The following is an 18,012-nucleotide window of genomic DNA, read 5'->3' on the forward strand; positions in this document are numbered from 1 at the left end:
CCACCAGGCTGTTGCGCGCCGGCTGCCGCAGGGAGGCCCTGTCGGGGCCCGTCTCCGGGCCGATCCGATTCCACCCCGCGCTCGGCCACCTAGACTCGGGCGCGTGACCGACAAAGCGCTGGGCAAATTCCTGCGAGCCCGACGGGAGGCGACCGCACCGTCCGAGGCCGGGCCGTCGCTCGGAACGCGCCGCACCCCGGGCTTGCGCCGGTCCGAGCTGGCCGAGCTCGCGGGCATCAGCGTCGAGTACCTGACGCGCCTGGAACGCGGCAGCGATCGCAGGCCGTCCGGACAGGTGCTCGGCTCGCTCGCCGACGCCCTGCACCTCTCGCCCGAGGAACGCGTGCACCTGCACCGCCTGGTCAAGCTCGGCGACGGAGCGGTGTGCCAGCAGGCGACCGCGCCCGTGCGCTCGTTGCGCCCCACCCTGCGCGCCCTGCTCGACCGGTTGGAGCCCGGTCCCGCGTTCATCGCCGACCCGCAATCCGACATCCTCGCCCACACCGGGGGATTCCGGTTGCTCGCGATGCCGATCGGCATCCTCGACACCGACCCGCCGAACCTCGCGCGGTTCGTGTTCACCGATGCCAGGGCGCGCACGGCGTTCCCGGAGTGGGATCGTGTCGCGGACGAGCAGGCTGCGGCATTGCGCGCGGCGACCGATCTCGGCGATCGGATGTCGGCAGCGCTGGCCGACGAGCTGTCGGTGACGGCGGGCGCGGAATTCAGCCGCCGATTCGCGAGCGCAGCGACCCTCCCGCCCTCGACCGGCGTCGAACGGTGGACGCACCCCATCGCCGGCGAGATCCGCCTGACCTACGAAAGTCTCACCGTCCCAGGCCCCGACGACCACCGCCTGGTCGTCCACCTCCCAGCCGACGCGGCAACCGCCGAGGCGCTCGAAGCCCTGCGCGCTGATCAGCTGGCTCCGGCAACCGGCTGAGCAGACAACGGATATGACCTCGCGGGGCTCCCCGGCGGCGTTTTCCAAGCCGTGGCACGGGTTGCGCCCAGCGCATGACTGCGGCAGCCAGTGCGGGATGGCCGCCCGGAGCACCATGATCGAATGACCGGCCGGTTCGTGCTGCCGAGCGCAGCCCGGAAAGCGTTGGAACGCCTGGCAGAAGACGCGGCGGTCGCGGAATCCATCCGGCTCCACGCGGCGCAGAAGGCCGGCTACCGGAGGGCCTCGGAACGGCTGCTGGCCGCGCTTGCGGCCGGCGCGAAGAGCGACCAGACGCGCTTCGACGCCGCACGCGCGCTCGGCCGCGTCAACCGCAGCAGAGAGCTCGCGGCGCTGCAAGACCTCGAATCGGACCAGCGGGTCGGCCGCTCGACCAAGAAGAAGGCCGCCGAACGCCTGGATCGCTGACGTCAGTCCCGCGCGTCGGTGCGCCGCAGCAGCACCAGCGTCGACGCCAGCAAGGCCGCCGCCACGACCGCTTGCGCGAACGCGAAAACGCCCCAGGAACCGACGAGCTGGCCGTCGGACCAGAAAGCGCCGCCGAGGTAGGTGAACTGCGGCCCGAGCAGCAGCGAACCGAGCAGGAGCAGCAGTTCCGGGCCGAGGTACGCGGCGACCGTCGCGGCGACGAACGTCCGCTGCGATTCGTCCCCGGGCTCCGTCAGCGCGGTGACCGCGCACAGTCCGCCGATGGCCACCACCGGCAGCAGCGCCGCCAACGCGCCGACGCCGGCCATCACGGTCATGCTGCCGTATTCGTGCGGGATCCCGGCGAAGAGCATGACGAACTGCGCGGCGGCTGCCCCGACCACGACGTAGGCGAGCGGGCGCCGGCTGGGCGGCACGAACCGCGCCCGCCGCGGCACCGCGTCGAACGGGGCCCACCGCATGACCAGCAGGACGGTGAAGGCGATCACCGCGAAGAACTCCAGCCACACCCACACATCGGCCTCGGCGTGGATCGAGGCGAGCGCGTCCACGAGGCAGTAGACCGCGTTCGCGACGACCAGCCCCGCGCCGATCACGCTCCGCCCGCCGGGCCGCTCCATGAGCACGAGCCCGGCGAAGAGCAGGGCGAACCGGATCAGGAAGTACCCGAGCCCGAGGAAGCTGGACGCGGCGATCATGCCGGTGGACACGAACAACGTGGTCGCCGTGACGGCAGCGGCGGCCGCGAAGAGGACCTTCGAGCTGCGCACCCAGCCAGGAGCCCGGACCCGGCTCCGCCAGTCGCCCTCGCCCGGCGGTGGCGCACTGCGCGCCCGGGACCAATCGAGCACCGCCGCCATCCTGGTCGGCAGGTCGCCGACGCCCGGCGGGCCGACCGAATTCCGCAATTCCGCCGCCAGCGCGGACAACGGCGCGCTCGCCGCGCTGGCGGCGACGACGCTCAGCGCGTGCGGCAGCCGCCCGCACAGCTCGATCAGCTCATCGGCAGCCTGCCGCTCGGCCGCCAACCGGTCGTCGCCCAGCCGGCGGGCCAGCAACTCGCGCGCCTCGTCCGCGCCGAGCGGGTCCAGGGTGATCGAGCGGGCACCTTCGGCGATCAGGCCGGTCAGCTGGTTCCGGCTGGTCACCACGACGAACGCGGTGGAACCGCCGGGCAGCAGCGGGCGCACCTGCTCGGCGTCGCGGACGTCGTCGAGCACCACCAGCACTCGCCGGTCCGCCAGCAGCGTGCGGTAGCGGGCGGCCTGCGCCGCCGGGTCCGACGGGATCTTGTCGTCCCCCAGCGCCTCCAGGAAGCTCCGCAACACGTCACCCGGCCGCACCGGCCAGCCGGAAGCGTCGGAACCCCGCATGTTCGCGTACAACTGGCCGTCGGGGAACCGCTCGGCCACCTGGTTCGCCCAGTGCACGGCCAACGCGGTCTTGCCGATGCCCGCCGTCGCCTCGACCGCCGAGATCACCACCAGGCGGGCGGATTCCGCCAGCACCGCGTTCAACGCCGCGGTCTCGCCCGCCTGCCCGGAGAACGACGCGACGGCCGGCGGCAGCTGCCGGGGCACCACTGGATCCCGTTGCCGCCCACCGAAGTGGACGCCGCCGTAGACGTTGCCGACCTGAGCGACCGGCCCGTTCACGGTGCCGCTCTGCTCGTTCTTGGTCTCGCCCTCATCGCCCACGAGCCACCCACCCCATCCCACCAGGCCCAATGCGACGTTCCGCCGATGATCTTAGCGCCGCTGCGACGGCCGAGAGGGGGAATCCACGCGGGCGGATCAGCGTCGTGCCGCGACGAAAGCCTCGAACTCGGCCCGCTGCTGCGGGGTCATCACGTCCTTGGGGACGACCACGGCCTGCGCCTTGCCGAACATCACGTACCAGGCCTCGGGGGTCTCCACCGCGCGATCGAGCCCCTCCCACCGGCACCGCGACTCGACCAGCGGGTAGGCGACGTGCATCCACTCGTCGTCCAGCGACAGGCGGTACCCGTGCTGGATGGCGGCGGCCTGGGTGCGCATCCCCACCGCGACCATGATCGGCCCGATCGCGAAAACCACCGCCAGTCCGCCGGCGGCGGCCGCGTACGCGACCGCCGAGGAGGTGTCCAGCACGACCAGGACCACGCCGAGGAAGGCGAGCACCCCGCCCAGGATGCGGGTGAGGAGCACGTAAGGACGGGACAGGAACCGGATCGTGCGCCGCAAGCGGTGCACGTCGTGGGGAACCTCCAGGGACATCTGCACCGCCGTATCTTAGAGACGATTTCAGGATCGGCTCGCATGGCGGTGCGGCTAGCGGCCCCTCACACGCCGCCTGGACTCCGGGATCCCCGACTTGCTTCGACCTCGCCGCTGAAGCCGTCCTACCTGGAGCGGCCGCTACCGGCCGGGCTCTTCCGCGCCGGGGAGAACGTCCTCGAACCGCACAAGGACGAGGGCTCCCGGATCGCCTACGACGCGATCGGGGTGTTCGCCCGGCGCGGCTGACGTCGCGACGACCGGTTACCGTACGTTGCGATTCGCGCAGGAGACCTGCGCCTCAGCGGCGGGATGGTATCGGTCGAGATGAGCTCGGTTCACGGGGTGGTCCTCGGGTTTCGCCCCAGCGGTAGCCGCATCGGACACAAGCGTCACATCGACATCAAACGGTCATACTTCACCTTTTCGGGCGCATTGGTACGAAGGCTTGACAACGGAACGTGTTCGCATTCACCCTTTCGTGCCATGAACCTGTCCGACAGCCGGGCAGCCGGACATGGCATCCGGCGAGTTGGCGCGATGGAGGCAGTCCTCGAGACCCTCCGCGACGCCATCGAACGAGGCGAGTACTCGGTGGGCGACAAGCTGCCCGCCGAGGCCGGCCTCAGCAAGGAGTTCGAAGTCAGCCGGTCGGTCGTGCGGGAGGCCCTGCGCGCCCTGCAGGCCCTCGGGCTCACGGCGTCGAAGACCGGCAAGGGCACGTTCGTGGTGTCGAACCGGCCGGTCGAGAACCCGGTGTTCGGCCATTACTCGGCGCGCGACCTCCTCGAAGCGCGCCGGCACGTCGAGGTCCCGGCCACGGGTTACGCCGCGCGCCGGCACACCTCGGACCACCTGGACACGCTCACCGAACTGGTGGAGCGGATGGAGCAGGAGACCGACAACACCGCCTGGGTGGCGCTGGACTCGCTGTTCCACATCACCATCGCCCAGGCATCGGGCAACCCGGTCTTCGCGAAGGTCATCGAGGAGATCCGGGACGCGCTGGCCAGGCAGTCGACGCTGCTGAACCAGCTCGGTGACCGGCGCCCGGCGTCGAACGTCGAGCACCGGCTGCTCCTGAAGGCGATCGGCGGCCGCGACGAGATCGCCGCGGCCGAGGCCATGACCCATCACCTGACCCACGTCGAAAGCACGCTCAGCAACATCGTCGGGGCCGCCGCTACCGCGGTGCCCGCAGCTGATGAGAACGGGGATAGCTGAATCCAATGACCGACCAGATCCTGCAGCCGCCGCAGCGTGGCGACGGCCCGGCCGACGCCGGCGACGCTGGTTACAGCAAGTCGCTGAAAGCGCGGCACATCAACATGATCGCCATCGGCGGCGCGATCGGCACCGGGCTGTTCCTCGGCGCCGGTGGCCGGCTCGCGCAGGCCGGCCCGTCGCTGGCGATCGCCTACGCGGTGTGCGGGTTGTTCGCGTTCTTCGTCGTGCGCTCGCTCGGCGAGCTGATCCTGCACCGGCCCTCGTCCGGCTCCTTCGTCTCCTACGCCCGCGAGTTCATGGGCGAGAAGGGCGCCTACACGGCGGGGTGGATGCACTTCCTGAACTGGTCCACCACGGGCATCGCCGACATCACGGCGATCGCGCTGTACGTGCACTACTGGTCGGCGTTCACCCCGATCCCGCAATGGGTGCTGGCGCTCATCGCGCTGGCGATCGTGCTGACCCTGAACCTGGTGTCGGTCAAGCTGTTCGGCGAGCTGGAGTTCTGGTTCGCCATCATCAAGGTCGCCGCGCTGGTGCTGTTCATGTTCATCGGGATCTTCCTGCTGGTCACCCAGCACCCGATCGACGGCAACCTGCCCGGCCCGCAGCTGCTCACCGACAACGGCGGGATCTTCCCGGCCGGCGTGATCCCGCTGGTCCTGATCATGCAGGGCGTGGTCTTCGCCTACGCCTCCGTCGAGCTCGTCGGTGTCGCCGCCGGTGAGACCGAGAACCCCGAGAAGATCATGCCGAAGGCGATCAACTCGATCATGTGGCGGATCGGCCTGTTCTACGTCGGCTCGGTCGTGCTGCTGGCGATGCTCATGCCGTGGGGCGCCTACAGCAAGAGCGAAAGCCCGTTCGTCACCGTGCTCTCGCACATCGGCGTGCCCTACGCCGGCGACGTGATGAACCTGGTGGTGCTCACCGCCGCGATGTCCAGCCTGAACTCGGGCCTGTACTCCACCGGCCGCATCCTGCGGTCGATGTCGATGGCCGGTTCCGCGCCGAAGTTCACCGCCGTGATGAACAAGAGCCAGGTGCCCTACGGCGGCATCCTGCTGACCGCCGCCGTCTGCGTGGTCGGCGTCGGGCTGAACTACGTGGTGCCCGCCGAGGCGTTCGAGATCGTGCTGAACTTCGCCTCCGTGGGCATCCTCGCCACCTGGGCCATCATCGTGCTCTGCCACCTGCTGTTCGTCCGCAAGGCGCAGCGCGGCGAGGTGACCCGGCCGAGCTACCGGCTGCCGTTCTCGCCGTACACGGAGATCGTCACGCTCGCGTTCCTCGCGTCGGTGGTGGTCCTGATGGCCTTCGACGAGATCGGCCGGATCACGCTGATGGCCCTGCCGGTGATCATCATCGCGCTGGTCATCGGCTGGTTCCGGGTCCGCGGCAAGATCGACACCTCGGTGCTCGAAAAGGCCGACGCATGACCCGCACCCCGCCGGTCGGCGTTCCCGCGCACGTGCCGCTGGTGCACGTGCTGCGGGACGGCCTCGTCGAGAGCGTCCACCACGGCTCGGTCGTGGTGGTCGCTCCCGACGGTTCGATCCTGTTCCAGGCCGGCGACGCCGAAACGGCCTGCTACCCGCGTTCGGCGGCCAAGCCGATGCAGGCGGTCGCCATGGTCCGGCTCGGCCTGTCGCTGCCGCCGGACCTGCTGGCGCTCACGGCCGCCAGCCACTCCGGCGAGCAGACCCACCTCGCCGGCGCGCTGCGGGTGCTGGAGTCGGGCGGGTCGACCGAGGCCGACCTGGGCAACCCGGCCGACCTGCCCTTCGACCCGGCCGAGCGGGAGGCCTGGATCGCCGCGGGCCGCCCGGCGAGCAAGCTGGCGCACAACTGCTCGGGCAAGCACGCGTCGATGCTGCACGTCAGCCGCCGGCAGGGCTGGTCCACATCGGACTACCTGGATCCAGCGCACCCGCTGCAGCGCGAGATCGCGTCCACAGTGGAGGAGCTGACCGGGCAGCGGATCGCCAACGTGGCCGTCGACGGCTGCGGCGCGCCGCTGTTCGCCGTCTCACTGCGCGGCCTGGCCACCGCGGCCGGGCGCATCGCCAGCGCGCCGGCCGACAGCCCGGAGGGCGCCGTCGCGCACGCGTTCCGGACGCACCCGGAGATGGTAGCCGGTTCCCGCCGGGACACCACGGCGCTGATGGCGGCGGTGCCCGGCCTGATCGCCAAGGACGGCTTCGAAGCGGTGCAGATCGCCGCGCTGCCCGACGGCACCGCGATCGCGCTCAAGATCGCCGACGGCTCCGACCGCGCTCGCCTCCCGGCGACCATCGCGGCGCTGGAGATCGCGGGCGTCGACCCCGGCCTGCTCGCCCGGTTCACCAGCGACGGCCTGACCGTCACCGACGCCCTGAAGAACTGACGCCGCAAAAGGGGTGTGCCCGCCGGAAGTCCCGGCGGGCACACCCCTTTTCGCGGTCCGCGGTGATGCTCAGCGGCGTTCGGCGTAGACGCGGCCGGCGTGTTCCACCAGGGCGATCAGGACTTCCTTGGCCGACTCGCGTTCCCGGGCGTCGCAGAGGACGACCGGCGTGCCCGGGTCGAGGTCGAGCGCCGCGGCGACCTCCTCCACCCCGAAGCGCCGCGAGCCCGTGAACTGGTTGACCGCCACGATGAACGGGATCTCGCGGCGCTCGAAGTAGTCCACCGACGCGAAGCAGTCCGGCAGGCGGCGGGTGTCCGCGAGCACGACGGCGCCGAGCGCGCCCTGCGCGATGTCGTCCCAGAAGAACCAGAAGCGGTCCTGCCCCGGCGTGCCGAACAGGTACAACGCGAACTCGTCGCGCAGCGTGATGCGGCCGAAGTCCATCGCCACAGTCGTGGTGGTCTTCTGCTCCACCCCGGCTGTGGAATCCACGCCGACGCCGGCCTCGGTGAGGCGCTCCTCGGTGTGCAGCGGCCGGATCTCGCTGACCGCGCCCACCATCGTCGTCTTGCCGACGCCGAACCCGCCGGCGATCAGGATCTTCAGCGCGGTGACGGGCCCGCCGATCCGGTGGTCAGAGCGCGCGGAGGCCATTGATCACTTCCCTCAGTACGTCTTCGCTCGGCAGTTCGCGCGGCGGCGTGGGGCGCTCGATGCGGACGTGCCCGGCGTCGAGCAGGTCTGCCAGCAGCACCCGGACGACGCTCAGCGGTAGGTTCGACCGGGCCGCGATCTCCGCCACCGACACCCGCCTGCCCCGGCAGAGGCCGAGGATCCCGGCCTGTTCCGGGGTGAGCGTCAGGTCGTGCTCGGGCGCGGTGGCGGCCACCACGAGCGTGATGATGTCCAGCGTGCCGCGGCCCGGCCGGGCGCGGCCGCCGGTCATCGCGTACAGCCGCACCATCGGCCCCGCGTCGTCGTCGTACCAGTTCTGGTGAGGCCCGTTCACGGCCCGCACCCCGATGCCGTCATCGGTCACCCCCGGCTTGGCCGGGCGAGCGGTCCGCGGCGTGCATGTGCTCACCGACCTGGTTGATCAGCCGCGCCATCTCGTAGGCGACGAAACCGATGTCCGCGCCCGCGTCGGCGAACACCGTGAGGCAGGTGCCGCCGCCGGCGGCCACGACGAACAAGTAGCCGCCGTCCAGCTCGATCATCGTCTGCCGGACGGAGCCGGCGTCGAAATGCCTGCCGGTGCCCTTCGCGAGGCTGTGCAGCGCCGAGGCGACCGCGGCGAGGTGTTCGCCGTCCTCGTCGCGGACGCCCGACGACACGGCCATGGCCAGGCCGTCGTTGGACAGCAGCAGCGCGAGTCTGACTCGCGGCACGTTGTGGACCAGCTCGTCCAGGAGCCAGCTCAGCTCTCCGGATCGTTCGGTCGTGCCAAACATGGATGCTCCTCGTCTCAGGCGTCAGCGGAGTCGTCGGTAGCCACGCCACGCCCGCGGGCGAATCCCTGCTGGAGCGCGGACATCATGCTTCGCGCCTCCTCGGGCGAGAGCGCGGACGCTGCGGCCGGGTCGGTTCGCTTGCGGTTGTCCGCTTGCAGCCCGGCGGCGAGGCTCGCCTGGCGGGTCCGGCGCGGCAGACCCCCGGTGTCCGCTTCCGGCTCGGGCTCGTCGGCCGTCGCCGGCTCCACCCAGACCTGCTGCCGCGCCGGCACCGCGGTCCGGACCGGCAGCCTCGTCGCGATCGCCTTCTTCGGCGGTCGCACGGGTTCGTCCGGTTCGGACGGCTGGTCACGGGAGTCCCCGGCCGGTTCCGGCGTGAGGATCGACATCGGCAGCAGCACCACGGCCGTGGTACCACCGTAGGGAGAGCGGCGCAGCGACACGGTGATGCCCTGCCGGTTCGCCAGGCGGCTCACCAGGTACAGGCCCAGCCGGTCGCTTTCGAACAGCTCCAGCCGGTGGGCCTCGGCGATCAGCCGGTTGGCCTCCGCCAGCCGCTCCGGGCTCATGCCCAGGCCGCGGTCCTCGATCTCCACCACGAACCCGGTGCCCACCGGCTCGCCGTGCACCAGCACGGTGCTGTCGGGCGGCGAGAACGTCGTGGCGTTCTCCACGAGTTCGGCGAACAGGTGCGTGACGTCGGAGACCGACGAGCCGAGCACGGACAGCCCGGGCATCCGGCGGACCTCGACGCGCGCGTAGTCCTCGACCTCGGAGACCGCCGAGCGGACCAGGTCCATCAGCGGCACCGGCTGGCGCCAGGCCCGACCGGGTGCGGCACCGGACATGATGATCAGCCCCTCGGCGTGTCGACGCATCCGCGTCGCCAGGTGGTCGACCCGGAACAGATCTTCCAGCGCGGCCGGGTCTTCCGTCCGGCGTTCCATGCCGTCCAAGATGCCGAGCTGGCGGTGCACCAGGGCCTGGTTCCGCCGGGCGAGGTTGACGAACACCCCGGACACCCCCGTGAGCAGTTCGGCCCGTTCGGCCGCGGCCTGCAGCGCCGAGCGCTGCACCGCGTTGAGCGCGTCGCCGACCTGGCCGATCTCGCCTTCGCCGCCCGCGACCACCGGGACGTCGGCATCGATGTCGATCTTCTCCCCGGCCCGCAGCCTGCGCATCGCCTGCGGGAGCCGCCGGTTCGCCAGTTCCAGAGCCGAGTCGCGCAGGCCCACCAACTCGATCACCATGCCGCGACCGATCCGGACCGACACCGCGAGCGCGAGAAGCACGGCGACCAGGCCGAGGAGCACCGTCCACACCGCCTGCATCGTCACCGATCGGCTCGCCGCTTCCGCCTCGGCGGCGCCCTCAGCGCGAGCGTTGGCCTGGCTGGTGTCCACCGCCTGCGCCAGGGTCTGCACCGCGCCACGCCACTGGTCCGGGGCGAACGTGACGGCGCCCGTTTCGAGCATGTCCTTCTGCATCGCCCAGAGGGAACGGTAATCGTCGCCATCGACGAGTCGCCGGTACGCCTCCTGGCCGGCGGCCGGGAGTTCGGGCAGCAGGCCACCGGTCAGCACGTCCTGACCGCCGAGTGCGACGGCGAAGGCCCGGTGCTGCTCGGGCGTCATCCTCGCGCCCGCCGGCACCGAGGTCACGATCGCGTCCTGCCGGGCGATCGTCTCCGCGACGCGGCTGTGCTGGAGGACGACCCGTGCGGTCGCGGCCGCCTGCCCGTCCTGCACAGTGGTCAGCACTTCCTCCACCGCGAACGCGTGCTCGATCGCGGCGGAGTACTCGACGTAGGCACTGGTCCAGTCCGCCGGCCGGGCGTTCTGGAACCGGTCGAGGTCCTGGACGAGCACGTCGATGCGCTCGTTCACGTCGGTGGCGAGGCTCGCGATGTCGGCCCTGGCGACGGTCACGCCGTCGAGCAGCGCGGTGGTGGCCTGCGCGGTGCGCGCGCGCTCGGCGGCGAAGGCCTGCTCCGCCGCCGGTTGCGGCGCGGCCAGGTACCGCACGGCCGCTGCGCGCTCGCCCTGCAGGCTGCCGACCAGGTTCCGGACCGGGCCGGCCAGCTTGTCGTTGAGCTGCTCGACCTGGTGCAGCGTCCATGCGCTCTGCACCGCCGAGACCGTGGCCATCGACCACAGCGCCATGAGCGAAACGACTGGGACCGCGAGCAGCGCAACGGTCTTCGCGCGCACCGATTTCGGTTGCAGGCGCGGGAATCCAATGCCGGAATACCGGCGTCTTTCGGGCATGAACCATCCATCCCGGATTTTCGAGAAACGGCTGTTGCGGACGCGGCGGGCGACCGATCAATTCACGCGATATGCGCGGCGGGAATTCCGTTGATCAAATTCTTCCGGCGGCGGTCTCCGCGGGATTCTCCGACGCTCCCCCGGCGTCGTCCGAATCGGGCTTCCGCGACGCGTTCGGCGAAATCGCGACGAACGCCGAGGTGAGGAACAGGTACGACCCCAGCAGGACGGTGAGCGGGAAGATGAACTGCATCGGCGAGGCGCCCGCCACGGGCGCGGCCACGTCGTGCAGGTGGACGCTCACGGCGGCCATGCCCGTGTAGTGCATCGCGCTGACCGCCACGCCCATCACCAGCGAGGCGCCGAACGCGGCCAGCGGGCCGTGGATGTTCAGCGTCGCCCACAGCGCGGCGGTCGCGGCGGCCACGGCGATGAGCACGGACAACGCGACGATCTCGGGGGCGTAGCTGACCATGCCGGAAAGCCGCATCGCCGCCATCCCGACGTAGTGCATGGCGGCCACCCCGACACCGGCGATCAGGCCGCCGACGAGCACCGCCAGCACCTTGGAACGGCTGTAGCCGACCGCGAAGACGCCGATGCCGACCACCACGATGGCGACCACCAGGCTCAGCACCGTGAGCGGAACGTCGTAGCGGACGTCGGTGCCCGTGACGTGGAAGCCGAGCATCGCGATGAAGTGCATCGTCCAGATGCCGGTGCCGATCGCGACGGCACCGTTGATCAACCAATTGCGCCGCGCGCGGCCGGTCGTCGCGAGCGCGCGCACCATGCAGCGCAAGCCGAGCGCCGCGCCGACGCAAGCCATCACGTACGACAGGACCGGTGTCAGCCAGCCGAAACCGAACTCCGTCATCGAGCCTATCTGACCCATTATTCCCTAAAGCGTGTAGGCGGCACCTGTCAAGAAGCGACCCTCATTGCCCCGACTGGCCGGTCACGTCGAATGACCATACTCAGATCACGCGCCGATCACAACCACTCTCCACAATAGATTTTCGAGTGACGGACTATGCGCGGTGCGTGATTCCCGGCCACATATAACGCAGTTAACTCTCCCTTAAGTAACGCCCCACGCGCCGCGAGAACGTCCGAATAGGACGATCATCTTCGGTCCTGCCGGAACGGCGGGCCGCCGCGTCACTCCCCGCCACCGTCGCCGCCGCCGCTGCGGCCGCCGAGGAGAGCCCGCTTCCACCACGTGGAGCAGTACCCGGACGAGTGGGTGGTCGCGCACCTGAACATCCCGCTGCCGAGCAGGTTCAGCAGCGTAGACGCCCCACCGCCGTCGGGGTTGGCTCCGGGCTGCTATCCCCGCATTGTCCGGGTCGGATCTTCGGCAAGCGTCCCTCAATTGATCCAGTGCACGCGGACACCATCACCGAGCTCGCCGAGGCCAACGTGCCGATCTCGTCTGGACAATTCGACCTGCAGCGACCTCCCGGCGAGCGGGCGCAGGTCGACGGTTTGCCTGCTCGTGCCCAGCACGACCAGCCGTTCCAGGCTCGGCATCTCGGAAGCGGGTGCCAAGTTCGTCACGACGTCGCCAACGAGGGTCAGCTCGGCGACACCGGTCAGGTGGGCCGCGATTCCCTCCAGCGCATCCGGGGCCGTGTGGTGCCCCAGTCTCAGCCTCCCGAGTTTCGGAAGCTCTGGAAGTGCGGTCAAAGCGAACCCGCGCGGCCAGCCGTCGACGCTCAAGTACTCGAGTGCTCGGAGGTGCCCGAACGGTGAGAGGTCCGTTCCCGGGCCCAGGTCACCGAGCGAGAGGCTGACGAGCTCAGGAAGATTCTCCAGGAAACCCAAGTCTGCGTGCTCCTGGCGGTGCCAAAGGTACAGTTGGACAAGCTCCGGGAGTTGCCCCAGCGCAGCGAGGTTCGTGTAGCTGTCGGCGAAGAACAGCAGTACCGACCGCAACCCTTGATGTTCCAGCAACGGAGTCACATCGATGTCCCCGCGCAGCACGGTACGGATCAGCTCGATCCTTCTGATCCCGGCGAAGACCTCCAGCGTGTCCAGCGGTTCGTGGTTCGGCAGCCAGATGTCGGCGCACGTGAGGTTGCGAAGAGCAGGCAGGTGCGGGATGAACCTCCTGGAATCCACCCAGATCGAGCCGTTCACCAACGGCGCATCGGCCAGCACGTCGTGCGCGTAGCGCTCCGGGTCGAAGTACTGCCACGCCATCGCGAGTTCCCGCTGAATCTCAGGACGCGGATCGCTCGCATAGCAGGCCAATCGCGACATCGCCTCCGGCGTGGCCGTGAGCGCGACGGTGCGAACGGTCGACTCCGCCGCCGCAACGGACAGGTCCGTCAGGTCGGTGGGCAGGTAGTGCAGCACCCGGTGCCCGATCGAGGCCAGCGACGCCGTTTCCCGGAGACTCCTCGGCGGTACCAGGCGATCGCGGATCACCTGGTCGACCCGGTCGTGCACCGCGGCATCCACATCCGTCACGGTCTCCAGGCACGCCGCCGCCAGCAGCCGCAGCCGCCGGGCCCGGGAGGGCTCGGCGTCGGCGCGGTCCAGGATTCCGGTCAGCAGCTCGCCCACCTGGTTGCGGTGGGCGTGACCGCAGGCCATCACCACGGTCTCCCACCACGAATCCAGGTGCGCGTGGGCCACCAGCGCCTCGATCTGGCCGTCCTGGATCGCTTCGGCGGCCGCGAGGTACTCCTGGAACGTCCGGTGCACGAAATCGACCTGACCGGGCACCGGTTCGCGCACCACTCCGCTGCGTTCCAGCAGGTGCGCGACGATCGCGCCGGGGTCGGCCGTGGTGTTCGGCATCGACCGCACCTTGCGCTCGACGTGCTCGCGGGCCTTCGCCGTCGACAGCTGGCTGCGGTTGCCGAGGGTGAGCCGCCACGCCAGGTCGCGGAGCAGCACGGACTTCTCCGTCAGGCTCAGCAGTCCGGTGATCTCCCGCTCGGCGTCCCGCAGTTCCAGCAGCATGCTCAGGGCGGCTTGGTAGAGCTCCATCCGGTTCTGCGGCAGTTGCGACGTCCGCCCCAGGTTGAGCGCGCACAACATGGCGCACAACAACGGGTTCGCTGCCAGCGCGCGGAGGTGCTCCCGGCTGTCGAGCTGGTTCATCAAGCGACGTTGGGCCGCCGGAAGCGCATCGACCGGGCACGGCAGCGCGTCGGCGTCGCGGGCGGCGTCGTGCCAACGGCCGAGGAACGTCTTCACGTCGGTCGGCCCCATCTGCTCCAGCAGCACCGAGGAGAAGCCCTGCTCGGTCAGCCAGCGCTCGTCCGCCGCCGCCGGGCGCGACGTGACGACCACCTTCGTCTCGGGGAAGGCCGCGTCCAGGTCGCGCAGCCATTCCCGCACCTGGTTCCGCTTCGCGGGCCGGAGCTCGTCCACGCCGTCCACCAGCACCAAGGCCTCGCCGGACCGCAGACTCCGGTGGACCCAGCCAGGCGGCATCAGGCCGACCAGCCACTTGGCGGTCTCGTCCAGGAACTGCTCCGGCGCGGGCAGCGGCGAATCGGCGTAGCGCCGCAACCGGATCGGCAGCGGGACGCACCCGTTCCACTCCCGGAGCCGGCCGGTGAACCCGCCCTGCGCGGCGGTGACCGCGAGCCAGTCCAGCAGCGTCGTCTTGCCCGAACCGGCATCGCCGCGCACCAAGGTCCGGTTCGTGAGCGCGGATTCCACGCGCGTTCGAGTCCGGCGGTGGTCGTCCTGGGCGGCGAACCACTTGTCCGCTGTGGCGGCGCCGTTTCGCGAGTCGTCGTCCGGCTCGGACACGGTCAGGCTCAGGTAGGCGACGCTCAACGACAGCCTGGGCCGATGGCGCATGCTGAGCCCGAGCAGCTCCAGCCGGTCGAGCGCGTTCGCGATGTACCGCAGGTATTCCCCGCGGAACTCCTCGTCGTTCTCCGCGCCCTGCGGGGCGTGCAGGCTCGTCCTGGGCAATCGGGCGAGAATCTCGTCCAGTTGGGCGGTTTGCGCGGTCGCCCGCCCGAGAACCTCGGCGAGCGCGCGGGGCTGGAACGCGGGCAGCTGCCGGATCACCTGCACCAGGTAGCGGCAGGCCTGGTCGAGGGCGAGGTCGTGGAGCCTGGTGGCGAGCTCGGACAGCCCGGCGTGGTTGGGCACCTGCTGGCGGATGCGCCGCGCCAGCACCTCAGGGTCGGCGTCGGCGTCGAGGATCGCCTCGTCGGACAGATCCGCGTCGTCGATCGCGTCCACCACCGCATCGAGCGCCGCACGGACCTCGTTGTCCGGCAACGCCGAGAACTTCGTCTCCAGCAACGGTTCCAGCTGGTCGCCGACCTGGTGCCCGATGCCTTCGGCGAGGTGCTCCAACCGCTTGCGCTGCCGCACCGTCGACAGCTCGGCCGCGGCGAGTTCCGCCAGCGACGCGGTCCGCTCCTTCGACTTGCGGCGCTCCTCCAGCCACGACTTCACGGCCCGCTGGGCAACGGCTTGGCCGACCTTGCCCGCGACGGTCTCCATCCCGGTGATGACGTCCCCCTCTGAACCGAATGTCAACCGGCTGGAACAGGACCGCCGAGCCTACTCGACGTGCCTCCGGAAGAACCCGGATCCTCGGGAATCCGGCCGTTCCCCTGTTGTTCCTCCGCCCTCACCGGGAACGAGGAATTCGCCCGCGCCTCACTGGCAATTCATCGCCGGAGAATCTCCTGGCCGCTGTCACGGCGCTACGCTGCCGCCGGTTCGATCTTGCGGAGAGGCGGACGGCGATGACTTCTGCGGCATTCCCACGTCGGTTGGCTGCGCTCGGTGCCGCCGTCCTCCTCGGCGCACTGCTACCACCGGCCGCGCCCGCGTCGGCCGATCAGCCGCGCCTTGCCGAGGAGCGGATCGCGCCGGGCGTGACCTACCGGTCCTTCGAGCTCTCCACCGAGCACGGGCCGGTCGTCGGATACCTGCTGACCGCGGATCTGCGCGATCCCGGCGTCGAACTCGACCTGCTGCACCCGCCCGCGGTGGCCGCCCGGGACGAGATCGACGACATGACCAATGCGCAGCGGGCGGTCGCAGGCGTCAACGGCGACTTCTTCCACCTGAGCGAGACGCACGAGGGCGTCGCCGCGACGGGCTCCTCGGTCGGGCCCGCGATCGCCGACGGCGTGGACCTGAAAGCCGCCGTTCCCAACGGGCAGCGCTTCGGCCCGGGATTGCCCGCGGGAACCTCGACGAAGGACGTGTTCGGTCTGGGCGTCGACCGGCGCGCGCGAGTCTCCAGCGTGTCGTTGACCGGCGTGGTGCGCAGCGGCGGGACGACGGCCGACCTCGCGGGCCTGAACCAGTACGCGGTGCCAGTCGGCGGAATCGGGCTCTACACCTCGGCGTGGGGCGAGGTCTCCAGGGCGCGAGCGGTGTGCGGCACCGACACCGATCGCTCCGCGCCGTGCACCACCGACACCGAAGAAGTGGTCGTCCGCAACGGCGTTGTCAGCGCCGAGCACGACGAGCCGGGCGCCGGCGCCATTCCCGGTGACACCGTCGTCCTCGTCGGGCGCGAGGAAGGCGCCATCGAGCTGGAGAAGCTCAACCTCGGCGACCGGGTCGTGGCCGAGTCCCGGCTGGAGGCGACCGAGGCACCGCCGCTGGAGTTCGCCGTCGGCGGATTCCCGATCCTCCGCGCCGGAAAGCCGTTGCCCGGCCTGGAGACCGGGCCGTTGGCGCCGCGCACCGCCGCGGGCGCCAGCTCGGACGGGCGGATCGCGTACCTGTTGACCGTGGACGGGCGCTCCGCCGCCAGCACCGGGCTGAGCGTCCGCGAGCTGGCCGATCTGATCCGGTCCTTCGGGGCCGCCGATGCCGTCAACCTCGACGGCGGCGGCTCGTCGACCTTGGCGGCACGCGACCCCGGTCAGCCCCGGGCGGTGATCAAGAACGTTCCCTCCGACGGCGTTCCCCGCGCCGTGGCGAACGGGATCGGCGTCTTCTCCACCGCCCGCTGACGAACCCGCGTTCTAGGAACACCTCGGCTCGCACCAGGACCAGATCCGAGAGACGCCGGCTTCAGACGACCTGTCCGCGCAGCGGAACCCGGTTCCACCACGTCACGCAGCGCCAGACCCACTCCAGCGGCCCGAATGCGAATCTGCTCAGCCACCAGCGCGAGAACACCCACTGCACCACCAGGATCCCGGCGGCCAGCAGCAGCATCAGGTCGTACCGGATGGAGTCCTGCCCCAGGCCGATCACCGGCGCCACCGCCAAGGTCAGCAGGGTGGCGGTGATGAAGTTCGTCAGCGCCATCCGCCCCAGCGGCGCGAACGCCGCGGAAAGCACGCCACCGGCGCGAGTCCTGCACAACAGCAGGAAACCGGACGCATAGGCGAGCCCACCGAGCAGTCCCGCCGCCGCCCAGATCACGAAGAACGACGCCGAGCCCTTGCTGTTGACCTGCAACCAGAGGGCGAAACCGGCCAGCACCGCGGAGAGCCCGAAGGTGATCGCGAGCTGCCCCGCCCGGCGGTCGAGCGTGTCGATCACGCCGTACCGGACGGTGGCCGCGCCGAGCAGGAACAGGCCGGGGACCAGGCCCACTCCGCCGCTCAGCCCGAACAACCCCACCGCGAGCAGCCCGGCGCCGCCCCAGAGCGCGACCCACCGCGGCAGCACCGACGTCGGCAACAGCACGATCAGACCGACGATCGCGTAGATCAGCAGCGGCTCGCCCGGCAGCAGGAACTGGTGCCCGATCCCGATGACCAGCAGCGCCAGCAGCCTCCGCAGCAGCAGCACCCGGGGCCGGGCCGCTCGCCCGGTCGCGCGGTCCAGGAACAGCGCGAATCCCACGCCGAACAGGAACGCGAAGATCGGGTGGAACCGCTGCTGCACGAACATGTTCAGCGCCGAGCGGACCGGATCGGCCACCCCGATCGCAGGCCCCCAGCCCATGTGCACGATGTCCGGGATGTTGACGAACAGGATCCCGCACAGCGCGAACCCGCGCAGCGAGTCGAGATCACCGATGCGCCGCCGCACCGGTCGTGCCGCCACGGCAGTCGTCATCGACCCCACC

16 protein-coding genes are annotated in these 18,012 nt (G+C 70.5%); 7 read left to right on the forward strand and 9 right to left on the reverse strand.

What is annotated here, in order from left to right:
* The first annotated feature begins 103 nt into the window (after window positions 1-103).
* Both ACWEV3_RS21935 and ACWEV3_RS21940 read left to right on the forward strand, forming a co-directional pair.
* On the forward strand, window positions 104-943 hold the full coding sequence (locus ACWEV3_RS21935; protein WP_452615680.1) for a helix-turn-helix domain-containing protein: 840 nt from the start codon (window positions 104-106) through the stop codon (window positions 941-943).
* 123 nt (window positions 944-1,066) lie between these two features.
* Window positions 1,067-1,372, forward strand: a complete 306-nt coding sequence (locus tag ACWEV3_RS21940; protein ID WP_452615681.1) for a hypothetical protein — start codon at window positions 1,067-1,069, stop codon at window positions 1,370-1,372.
* A 2-nt stretch (window positions 1,373-1,374) separates the two neighbouring features.
* Here the strand turns inward: ACWEV3_RS21940 and ACWEV3_RS21945 are convergent, their stop codons facing one another.
* Both ACWEV3_RS21945 and ACWEV3_RS21950 read right to left on the reverse strand, forming a co-directional pair.
* A complete protein-coding gene (locus ACWEV3_RS21945; RefSeq protein ID WP_452615682.1) occupies window positions 1,375-3,090 on the reverse strand; it encodes an NB-ARC domain-containing protein in 1,716 nt (571 codons plus the stop codon).
* A 96-nt stretch (window positions 3,091-3,186) separates the two neighbouring features.
* A complete protein-coding gene (locus ACWEV3_RS21950; RefSeq protein WP_452615766.1) occupies window positions 3,187-3,648 on the reverse strand; it encodes a YcxB family protein in 462 nt (153 codons plus the stop codon).
* 42 nt (window positions 3,649-3,690) lie between these two features.
* Here ACWEV3_RS21950 and ACWEV3_RS21955 point away from each other — a divergent pair, with 42 nt between their 5' ends.
* The 4 genes from ACWEV3_RS21955 to ACWEV3_RS21970 all read left to right on the forward strand — a co-directional run bounded on the left by ACWEV3_RS21955 (window position 3,691) and on the right by ACWEV3_RS21970 (window position 7,261).
* Window positions 3,691-3,897 carry a hypothetical protein gene (locus ACWEV3_RS21955; protein WP_452615683.1) on the forward strand — a complete coding sequence of 69 codons (207 nt, stop codon included), beginning with the start codon at window positions 3,691-3,693 and terminating at the stop codon, window positions 3,895-3,897.
* 291 nt (window positions 3,898-4,188) lie between these two features.
* Window positions 4,189-4,872, forward strand: a complete 684-nt coding sequence (locus tag ACWEV3_RS21960) for a FadR/GntR family transcriptional regulator (RefSeq protein ID WP_452615684.1) — start codon at window positions 4,189-4,191, stop codon at window positions 4,870-4,872.
* 5 nt (window positions 4,873-4,877) lie between these two features.
* Window positions 4,878-6,314, forward strand: coding sequence for an amino acid permease (locus ACWEV3_RS21965; RefSeq protein ID WP_452615685.1), 1,437 nt, complete (start codon window positions 4,878-4,880; stop codon window positions 6,312-6,314).
* Window positions 6,311-7,261, forward strand: coding sequence for an asparaginase (locus ACWEV3_RS21970; protein WP_452615686.1), 951 nt, complete (start codon window positions 6,311-6,313; stop codon window positions 7,259-7,261). The genes ACWEV3_RS21965 and ACWEV3_RS21970 overlap by 4 nt, the downstream gene beginning before the upstream one ends.
* A gap of 69 nt (window positions 7,262-7,330) precedes the next feature.
* On the opposite strand, the gene ACWEV3_RS21975 is transcribed toward ACWEV3_RS21970, so the two are convergent.
* The 6 genes from ACWEV3_RS21975 to ACWEV3_RS22000 form a co-directional block, all read right to left on the reverse strand.
* Window positions 7,331-7,918 (reverse strand): GTP-binding protein, encoded by a 588-nt coding sequence (locus ACWEV3_RS21975; RefSeq protein ID WP_452615687.1) that lies wholly within the window; start codon window positions 7,916-7,918, stop codon window positions 7,331-7,333.
* Window positions 7,899-8,273 carry a DUF742 domain-containing protein gene (locus ACWEV3_RS21980; protein ID WP_452615688.1) on the reverse strand — a complete coding sequence of 125 codons (375 nt, stop codon included), beginning with the start codon at window positions 8,271-8,273 and terminating at the stop codon, window positions 7,899-7,901. Before ACWEV3_RS21980 ends, ACWEV3_RS21975 begins: the two co-directional genes overlap by 20 nt.
* A gap of 19 nt (window positions 8,274-8,292) precedes the next feature.
* Window positions 8,293-8,715: a roadblock/LC7 domain-containing protein gene (locus tag ACWEV3_RS21985; RefSeq protein WP_452615689.1), complete on the reverse strand. Its 423-nt coding sequence runs from the start codon at window positions 8,713-8,715 to the stop codon at window positions 8,293-8,295.
* A 14-nt stretch (window positions 8,716-8,729) separates the two neighbouring features.
* On the reverse strand, window positions 8,730-10,982 hold the full coding sequence (locus tag ACWEV3_RS21990; RefSeq protein ID WP_452615690.1) for a sensor histidine kinase: 2,253 nt from the start codon (window positions 10,980-10,982) through the stop codon (window positions 8,730-8,732).
* A gap of 94 nt (window positions 10,983-11,076) precedes the next feature.
* Window positions 11,077-11,859, reverse strand: coding sequence for an MHYT domain-containing protein (locus ACWEV3_RS21995; protein ID WP_452615691.1), 783 nt, complete (start codon window positions 11,857-11,859; stop codon window positions 11,077-11,079).
* Window positions 11,860-12,353: 494 nt separating this feature from the next.
* Entirely contained in the window at window positions 12,354-15,467 is a 3,114-nt protein-coding gene (locus tag ACWEV3_RS22000; protein ID WP_452615692.1) for an NACHT domain-containing protein, read from the reverse strand.
* 248 nt (window positions 15,468-15,715) lie between these two features.
* Between ACWEV3_RS22000 and ACWEV3_RS22005 the strand changes: the two genes are divergently transcribed.
* Entirely contained in the window at window positions 15,716-16,942 is a 1,227-nt protein-coding gene (locus ACWEV3_RS22005; protein WP_452615693.1) for a phosphodiester glycosidase family protein, read from the forward strand.
* 61 nt (window positions 16,943-17,003) lie between these two features.
* Here the strand turns inward: ACWEV3_RS22005 and ACWEV3_RS22010 are convergent, their stop codons facing one another.
* Complete coding sequence (locus ACWEV3_RS22010; protein WP_452615694.1) at window positions 17,004-18,002, reverse strand: DUF418 domain-containing protein; 999 nt, start codon at window positions 18,000-18,002, stop codon at window positions 17,004-17,006.
* Window positions 18,003-18,012: the final 10 nt, after the last annotated feature.

It is taken from the genome of Saccharopolyspora sp. NPDC003752, from assembly GCF_053605825.1.

What these genes read in the sequence shown, in the direction of transcription:
- ACWEV3_RS21940 (WP_452615681.1), top strand. Translation starts at nt 1,067, where the DNA reads ATGACCGGCCGGTTCGTGCTGCCGAGCGCAGCCCGGAAAGCGTTGGAA.
- ACWEV3_RS21950 (WP_452615766.1), bottom strand. Translation starts at nt 3,648, where the DNA reads ATGTCCCTGGAGGTTCCCCACGACGTGCACCGCTTGCGGCGCACGATC.
- ACWEV3_RS21955 (WP_452615683.1), top strand. Translation starts at nt 3,691, where the DNA reads ATGGCGGTGCGGCTAGCGGCCCCTCACACGCCGCCTGGACTCCGGGAT.
- ACWEV3_RS21960 (WP_452615684.1), top strand. Translation starts at nt 4,189, where the DNA reads ATGGAGGCAGTCCTCGAGACCCTCCGCGACGCCATCGAACGAGGCGAG.
- ACWEV3_RS21965 (WP_452615685.1), top strand. Translation starts at nt 4,878, where the DNA reads ATGACCGACCAGATCCTGCAGCCGCCGCAGCGTGGCGACGGCCCGGCC.
- ACWEV3_RS21970 (WP_452615686.1), top strand. Translation starts at nt 6,311, where the DNA reads ATGACCCGCACCCCGCCGGTCGGCGTTCCCGCGCACGTGCCGCTGGTG.
- ACWEV3_RS21975 (WP_452615687.1), bottom strand. Translation starts at nt 7,918, where the DNA reads ATGGCCTCCGCGCGCTCTGACCACCGGATCGGCGGGCCCGTCACCGCG.
- ACWEV3_RS21985 (WP_452615689.1), bottom strand. Translation starts at nt 8,715, where the DNA reads ATGTTTGGCACGACCGAACGATCCGGAGAGCTGAGCTGGCTCCTGGAC.
- ACWEV3_RS21990 (WP_452615690.1), bottom strand. Translation starts at nt 10,982, where the DNA reads ATGCCCGAAAGACGCCGGTATTCCGGCATTGGATTCCCGCGCCTGCAA.
- ACWEV3_RS21995 (WP_452615691.1), bottom strand. Translation starts at nt 11,859, where the DNA reads ATGACGGAGTTCGGTTTCGGCTGGCTGACACCGGTCCTGTCGTACGTG.
- ACWEV3_RS22000 (WP_452615692.1), bottom strand. Translation starts at nt 15,467, where the DNA reads ATGGAGACCGTCGCGGGCAAGGTCGGCCAAGCCGTTGCCCAGCGGGCC.
- ACWEV3_RS22005 (WP_452615693.1), top strand. Translation starts at nt 15,716, where the DNA reads ATGACTTCTGCGGCATTCCCACGTCGGTTGGCTGCGCTCGGTGCCGCC.
- ACWEV3_RS22010 (WP_452615694.1), bottom strand. Translation starts at nt 18,002, where the DNA reads ATGACGACTGCCGTGGCGGCACGACCGGTGCGGCGGCGCATCGGTGAT.